This is a genomic window from Mycolicibacterium hodleri (assembly GCF_025822245.1).
Classification (GTDB): Bacteria; Actinomycetota; Actinomycetes; order Mycobacteriales; family Mycobacteriaceae; genus Mycobacterium; species Mycobacterium hodleri.
Genome location: NZ_JACKTL010000048.1, coordinates 1 through 6,665 on the forward strand (window position 1 = coordinate 1; position 6,665 = coordinate 6,665).

At 71.1% G+C, this 6,665-nt stretch carries 7 protein-coding genes; 5 read left to right on the top strand and 2 right to left on the bottom strand.

Annotated features, from left to right (window positions below; genetic code table 11):
* Positions 1 to 512 (top strand): DUF2567 domain-containing protein (locus H7J06_RS20870; protein ID WP_264040994.1); only part of this gene is annotated, 512 nt, incomplete at its 5' end.
* Here H7J06_RS20870 and H7J06_RS20875 read toward each other — a convergent pair.
* Together H7J06_RS20875 and H7J06_RS20880 are read right to left on the bottom strand one after the other, a co-directional pair.
* Positions 445 to 1,797, bottom strand: coding sequence for a lipase family protein (locus H7J06_RS20875; RefSeq protein ID WP_264040995.1), 1,353 nt, complete (start codon positions 1,795 to 1,797; stop codon positions 445 to 447). The two genes, H7J06_RS20870 and H7J06_RS20875, sit on opposite strands and share 68 nt — an antisense overlap.
* A 63-nt stretch (positions 1,798 to 1,860) precedes the next feature.
* A complete protein-coding gene (locus H7J06_RS20880; RefSeq protein ID WP_264040996.1) occupies positions 1,861 to 2,553 on the bottom strand; it encodes an NUDIX hydrolase in 693 nt (230 codons plus the stop codon).
* A 47-nt stretch (positions 2,554 to 2,600) separates the two neighbouring features.
* On the opposite strand from H7J06_RS20880, the gene nadA reads away from it, so the two are divergent.
* The 4 genes from nadA to H7J06_RS20900 all read left to right on the top strand — a co-directional run.
* Positions 2,601 to 3,626, top strand: a complete 1,026-nt coding sequence (gene nadA, locus H7J06_RS20885) for a quinolinate synthase NadA (protein WP_264040998.1) — start codon at positions 2,601 to 2,603, stop codon at positions 3,624 to 3,626.
* Positions 3,623 to 5,179, top strand: coding sequence for an L-aspartate oxidase (locus H7J06_RS20890; RefSeq protein WP_264040999.1), 1,557 nt, complete (start codon positions 3,623 to 3,625; stop codon positions 5,177 to 5,179). The genes nadA and H7J06_RS20890 overlap by 4 nt, the downstream gene beginning before the upstream one ends.
* Entirely contained in the window at positions 5,179 to 6,045 is an 867-nt protein-coding gene (gene nadC / locus H7J06_RS20895) for a carboxylating nicotinate-nucleotide diphosphorylase (protein ID WP_264041000.1), read from the top strand. The genes H7J06_RS20890 and nadC overlap by 1 nt, the downstream gene beginning before the upstream one ends.
* A gap of 21 nt (positions 6,046 to 6,066) precedes the next feature.
* A partial coding sequence (locus H7J06_RS20900) for a hypothetical protein (RefSeq protein WP_308205811.1) occupies positions 6,067 to 6,665 on the top strand: 599 nt, incomplete at its 3' end.

Consider the following 6,665-nt stretch of genomic DNA (forward strand, 5'->3'; position numbering starts at 1 on the left):
TGTGGCAGTGGCGGCCGCACCGCGGACCGCTGATGGTCGCGGCGCTGTCGGTCGGATCGCTGGCGGCGGTGGGTGCCGCGGCCGGCGTGGGTGCGGCGGTCGCCCGCTGGCGCCACGGTGCGGTCGACGTCGCGGCGGCGCCCATCTCGCCGGAGCACCGGGTGTTGGGTGCCGCGGCCGGCGTGGGTGCGGCGGTCGCCCGCTGGCGCCACGGTGCGGTCGACGTCGCGGCGGCGCCCATCTCGCCGGAGCACCGGGTGTTCTACACCCACGAGGTGCCGGCGGTCTTCTTCGGCAGCGGACCGTTCCAGATCGCCGCGTCGATCGTCATCCCCGCGGGGGTGGCGGCCCTGGTCTACGCGATCTGCGCGCTGTCGACCAAGCGCGACGATCTCGGCGCCTGGCCACCGGTGGAGGTGGCCTACCTGGTGACGCCCGACGGGGCTACCGGTCCAGCTCCGACAGCGGTAGCCGATCCACCTTCCGACCCGTTGCCACCTTCGCCGAGATGAGCCCGAGCCGGAGCATGCCTCGGTAGGTCGACGGGTTCAGCATCGTCGGCCACGTGGTCCGCGCCCGCCTGCTGGACGCCGGTCGACCGGCGAAGCGGTCGCGCAGCCAGCGCAGCGTCATCGGAGCCGACAGCGGGTGCAGCAGCATGTGCTCGCTGAACATGTCGCGGTGGTAGGTGACGTCGGCACCGCCGGTGCTGTAGGTCTCGGTCAGCTCGTCGATGTCGGCGACGGACACGATGCGGTCGTGGACGGCCTGCACGACCAGCACCGGGAAGCTCGGCGCCGCAGTGCCGAGCTTGATGCTGTCGAAGACGTGCTGCACCTCCGGGGTGCGCAGGATGTTCTCCAGCGGCGCGTCGACCATGTTGGCCATGTCCTTGCCGATCAACTTGATGACGGCCTGGGCGGTCGTCATCTTCTGGATGTCGCTCAGCATGGCCTTGCCCTCGACCGTGACGTGCTGGTTGATCACGCGGTCCAGGCCGGGGTAGACGTGGGACAGGGCGGCGACCACCATCGCGGGCAGGCCGGAGTAGAAGCTGCCGTTGAGCCGGCGGAACGTGTTGCCCAGGTCGCCGACGGGTGAACCGAGAACGGCGCCGACCACGTTGAGTTCGGGCGCGTAGCTCGCGTGCACCTCGGTGGCCCACGCGGTGGCCAGTCCACCGCCGGAGTAGCCCCATAGCCCGAGGGGCGCCTCGTCGGACAGGTTGAGCGACTCGGTGTTCAGCGCGGCCCGCAAACCGTCGAGCACGTGGTAACCCGGTTCGTACGGCGCGCCCCAGATTCCGAGGGGGCCCTCGTGGTCGGGGATCGACACCGCCCAGCCCTCGGCGAGAGCCGCCGAGACCAGGAGGAATTCGAATTGCGCGAGGGCGCCGGTGGCCTTGGCACCGCGCCGCAGTGCGTAGGACGGGAAGCAGCTGCCCGCCACCGCGTCGATCGCGCACTGGTAGGACAGGATCGGTCCGGTGCTGCCTGTGGGCCGGTCGGCGGGCACGACGACGGTCGTCGCGACGGCCTGCGGGAGTCCGTTGAGGTCCGTCGAGCGGTACAGCAGCTGAGTGGCGGTCAGTTTCTGCGGGATCAGACCGAGGAAGGCGAGCTCGACGTCGCGCGACTGCAGCACCGTGCCCGGTTTGGCGTGCTCGAATCCGGCGGGCGGAAGGTAGAACGGGTCGGCCTCGGGCCGTAGGGGCCTGACCTTGCGGCGAAGCTCCTCGTGAGTCGGTCTCCCGATCCATTCGGCACCGGTCGAGGCGGCAGCACTGCCAAAGTCCATCGGGCCATTGTGGGTCACGTGGTTGTCAAAGCCAATTAGGGCGTGTTTGCCATGTCGGGAGCATCACGTCGGGGGACGGAGTGCGGCGAACTCGTCGGTGACGCGGTACCGCGCCTCGGTGAAGCGGTACATCGCGGCGGGCCGGCCGCCACTTCGGCCGGACTTCGCGGTGGTTCCGGTGGGGACGATCACTCCGCGTCGGGCCAGGACGCGCTGCAGGTTCGTGGCGTCGACTTGATAGCCAAGCGCGGCGTCGTAGACGTCCTTCAGGGTCGACAGCGCGAATTCCCTTGGCGCCAAGGCGAACCCGATGTTGGTGTAGGAGAGCTTGGCGATCAGCCTGGCGTGGGCGTGGGTGATCATCGGCCGGTGGTCGAACGCCATCGGCGGCAGCGCGTTCACGGGGTGCCACCGGGTGTCGGACGGCAACTCGGGCGTGGCGGGGGAGGGCACCAGGCCGAGGAACGTCGACGCAATGGTGCGCGGCCCGGGCACCCGGGCCGGGTCGGAGAACACCGCGAGTTGCTCGAGATGGGTCAGTTCCCGCAGGTCGACCTTCTCGGCGAGTTGACGTCGCGCTGAACTCGTCATGTCTTCGTCGTGTCGGAGCTGCCCGCCGGGCAGGGACCAGGCGCCGCGCTCGGGTTCCATGGCGCGCTCCCACAGCAGAACGCTGAGCTGCGGGTTTCGTGTCGCGAGCCCTCGAACCTGAAACACGACGGCCAGCACTTCGTGGGCAGTGCTAATATCGGGCATGTTTTCGATCATAAGTCGAAAACCCCGTCAGGATCAAAGGAGCGGCCATGGCGGTAATGGATCTCACGGCGCAGATCACGAACGGTCCCACCGGCTACGGCGGCGTCGTCGCCGACGAGGAGTGGGCGGCGGAGGTGCGGCGCCTCGCCGACCTGCGCGGCGCCACCCTTCTCGCGCACAACTATCAGCTGCCCGCCATTCAGGACGTGGCCGACCACGTCGGCGACTCGCTGGCGCTGTCGCGCATCGCCGCCGAGGCGCCCGAGGACACCATCGTGTTCTGCGGGGTGCACTTCATGGCGGAGACCGCCAAGATCCTCAGCCCCGAGAAGACGGTGCTGATCCCCGACCAGCGCGCGGGCTGCTCGCTGGCCGACTCGATCACCGCAGACGACCTGCGGGCCTGGAAGGCGGACTACCCCGACGCGGTGGTGGTGTCCTACGTCAACACCACGGCGGCGGTGAAGGCCCTGACCGACGTCTGCTGCACCTCGGCCAACGCGGTCGAGGTGGTGGCCTCCATCCCCGAGGACCGCGAGGTGCTCTTCTGCCCCGATCAGTTCCTCGGCGCGCACGTCCGTCGGATCACCGGGCGCACGAACCTCCACGTCTGGGCCGGGGAGTGCCACGTGCACGCCGGGATCAACGGCGACGAGCTCGCCGCGCAGGCCACGGCCCACCCGGACGCCGAGCTGTTCGTGCACCCCGAGTGCGGGTGCGCCACCTCAGCGCTGTACCTGGCCGGAGAGGGCGCCGTCCCCGACGACCGGGTGAAGATCCTGTCCACCGGCGGCATGCTCGACGCCGCTCGGAAGACCACCGCCCGCCAGGTCCTGGTGGCCACGGAGATCGGCATGCTGCACCAGTTGCGCCGCGCCGCGCCGGAAGTCGACTTCCAGCCCGTCAACGACCGGGCGTCGTGCGGGTACATGAAGATGATCACGCCGGCCGCGCTGCTGCGGTGCCTCGTCGAGGGCGCCGACGAGGTGCACGTGGACCCCGAGGTTGCCGCCGCGGGCCGCCGCAGCGTGCAGCGCATGATCGAGATCGGGCAGCCCGGCGGCGGAGAATGACCCCGTCCTGCGGTGGTCCCGGCTTCTGGCAGCAGCGGGCCGACGTCGTCGTCGTGGGCACCGGTGTCGCCGGATTGGCGGCGGCCCTGTCGGCACGGCGTAGGGGCCGCCGGGTCGTCGTGCTCAGCAAGGCCTCGCAGGCCGAGGGCGCGACCGCGACCTTCTACGCCCAGGGCGGCATCGCGGTGGTGGTGCCGCACACCGACGACACCGTCGAGGCACACGTCGCCGACACCATCGCCGCCGGCGGTGGTCTCTGCGACCCCGAGGCGGTGAGGTCCGTCGTCGCCGACGGCTACTCCGCGGTGGCCGAACTCGTCGACTTCGGCGCGCGCTTCGACGAGTCCGCGCCGGGACGGTGGTCGTTGACGCGCGAGGGGGGACACTCCCGGCGCCGCATCGTCCACGCCGGTGGCGACGCCACCGGGGCCGAGGTGCAGCGAGCGCTCGACCACGCCGCGAACACCTTGGACGTGAGGATGAATCACGTTGCCCTGCAGGTCATTCGTGACGAAGACGGCGTGACCGGGGTCCTCGTCCGCAACGACGACGGCCTCGGCGTGATCCACGCGCCGTCGGTCGTCCTCGCCACCGGGGGCCTCGGCCACCTGTACTCGGCGACCACCAATCCCGAGGGTTCGACGGGTGACGGCATCGCGTTGGCACTGTGGGCCGGACTGCCCGTCGGCGACGTGGAGTTCATCCAGTTCCACCCGACCATGCTCTTCGACGGCAACGCCGGAGGGCGCCGACCGTTGATCACCGAGGCCCTCCGCGGAGAGGGTGCGGTCCTCGTCGACGCCCGCGGCGACTCGGTCACCGCGGGGGTTCACCCGATGGGCGATCTCGCGCCCCGAGACGTGGTGGCCGCGGCGGTCGACGACCGCCTCTCGCGAACCGGCGACCCGTGCGTCTACCTGGACGCGCGCGCCGTCGCGGACTTTCCCCGCCGATTTCCGACCGTGAACGCCGCCTGCCTCGCCGCCGGCGTCGACGCCACGGTCGCGCTGATTCCGGTGGTGCCCGGTGCGCATTACAGCTGCGGAGGCGTCGTCACCGACGTGTACGGGCGTACCGAAGTGGCGGGACTCCTCGCCGCGGGCGAGGTGGCCCGCACCGGGATGCACGGCGCCAACCGGCTGGCGTCCAACAGCCTGCTCGAGGGTCTGGTCGTCGGCCGACGGGCCGGCGCCGCGGCGGCCGACCACGCCGCCGACGCGGCGGCACCACGCGCCGTCGTGGAACCCGTCGCCCGGGTGGCGTCGAACCGCGCGGAACTGCAACGCGCCATGACGAGGCACGCCTCGGTGGTTCGCGACGCCGAGGGTTTGAGCCGTGTCGCCGAACTGCTCGACACCGCCCGAACCCGAAACATGGATTCCCGCAAGGACTTCGAGGACGCCGCCCTGACCGTCACGGCGTCGGTGGTGGTGGCTGCCGCCCGGGCGCGGCTGGAGACACGCGGGTGCCACCATCGCGCCGACCATCCCGACACCGATCCGGCGCGTGCGGTGAGCGCCGACGTCCGACTCGAAGCCGAGGTGTGCTGCTGATGAACCTCACCGACGACGAACGCGACGAAGCCAGGGCGGCCGTCGCCCGCGGCCTCGCGGAGGACCTGCGCTACGGACCGGACGTGACGTCGCTCGCGACGGTCGCCGCCGACGCCACCACGAAGGCCGCCATGGTGAGCAGGCAGAGCGGGGTCGCCGCCGGCGTCGACGTCGCACTCCTCGTCCTCGACCAGGTGATCGGCGAGGGGGAGTACGGCGTGCTGTCCCGCGTCGCCGACGGCACCCGGATCGAACCGGGTGACGCCCTGCTGGTGCTGGAGGCGCCGACCCGCGGACTGCTGACCGCCGAACGCACGATGCTGAACCTGGTGTGTCATCTGTCCGGGATCGCCAGTACCACCGCGGCGTGGGTCGAGGCGGTCGAGGGCACCGGTGCGAAGATTCGCGACACCCGCAAGACGCTTCCGGGGTTGCGCGTGCTGCAGAAGTACGCGGTCCGGGTCGGTGGTGGGGTGAATCACCGCATGGGGCTGGGGGATGCGGCGCTGATCAAGGACAACCACGTGGCCGCCGCGGGATCGGTGCTCGCGGCCCTGCACGCGGTCCGCGCGATGGCGCCCGACGTGCCGGTCGAAGTCGAGGTCGACTCACTCGACCAGCTCGACCAGATCCTGGGCGAGGACCTCGGTGCGACACCGCTCGTGCTGCTGGACAACTTTCCGGTGTGGATGACGCAGATGGCGGTGCAGCGGCGCGGTGCCACGGCCCCGGGGGTTTTGCTGGAGTCCTCGGGCAACCTGTCGCTCGACAATGCCCACGCCTATGCCGGCACCGGCGTCGACTACCTCGCGGTGGGCGCGCTCACCCATTCGGTCCGGGTGTTGGACGTCGGCCTCGATCTGTAGCCGTGCGGCTAGGCTGCAGCCATGTCGACCAGCGAACAGCCCCGCCCGCAACGCGTCGTCCCGTTGGTCGCCCTGGTCCTCTCGGTGATCGCCGTGGGCGTGGCGACGTGGACGGCGTTGCGGCCCGCGTCGACTGGGCCCACCGAACCCACCTACACCTCCGCGCAGCAGAGCGACGCGAAGACCGCCATCTGCTCGGCGGCGGACACGGTGCGCAGGGGCGTGTCACTCAACACCAACCTGCAAGGCCCCGGCGGTGAGGGCGACGTCGTCGGCTCCCTCGCCGTGGCCGCCAACGCGCGACTGTCCCTCTCCGACGGCGGCCAGTACCTGATCACGAGGCTCGACCCCGCGACGCCGACCGACCTCGCCGACGCGGTCGTTTGCCAACACGCTGCTGGACATCGGCGCCGCCGCCACCGCGGGGATGCCCAACAGCGACCCTGCCCAGGCGGCCCGGTTGCGCACCGCCGACACCCAGAACAACGCGGTCGTCGACCGCTGCAAGTAGCCCGTCAGCCGTCGGCGCCCTTGCCGTCGGAGCCCTTGTCGCCGCTCGCGCCGCCCGTGCCGCCTGCTCCGCCCGCGCCGCCGCGGCTACCCGTGGTGCCCGTGGCCGC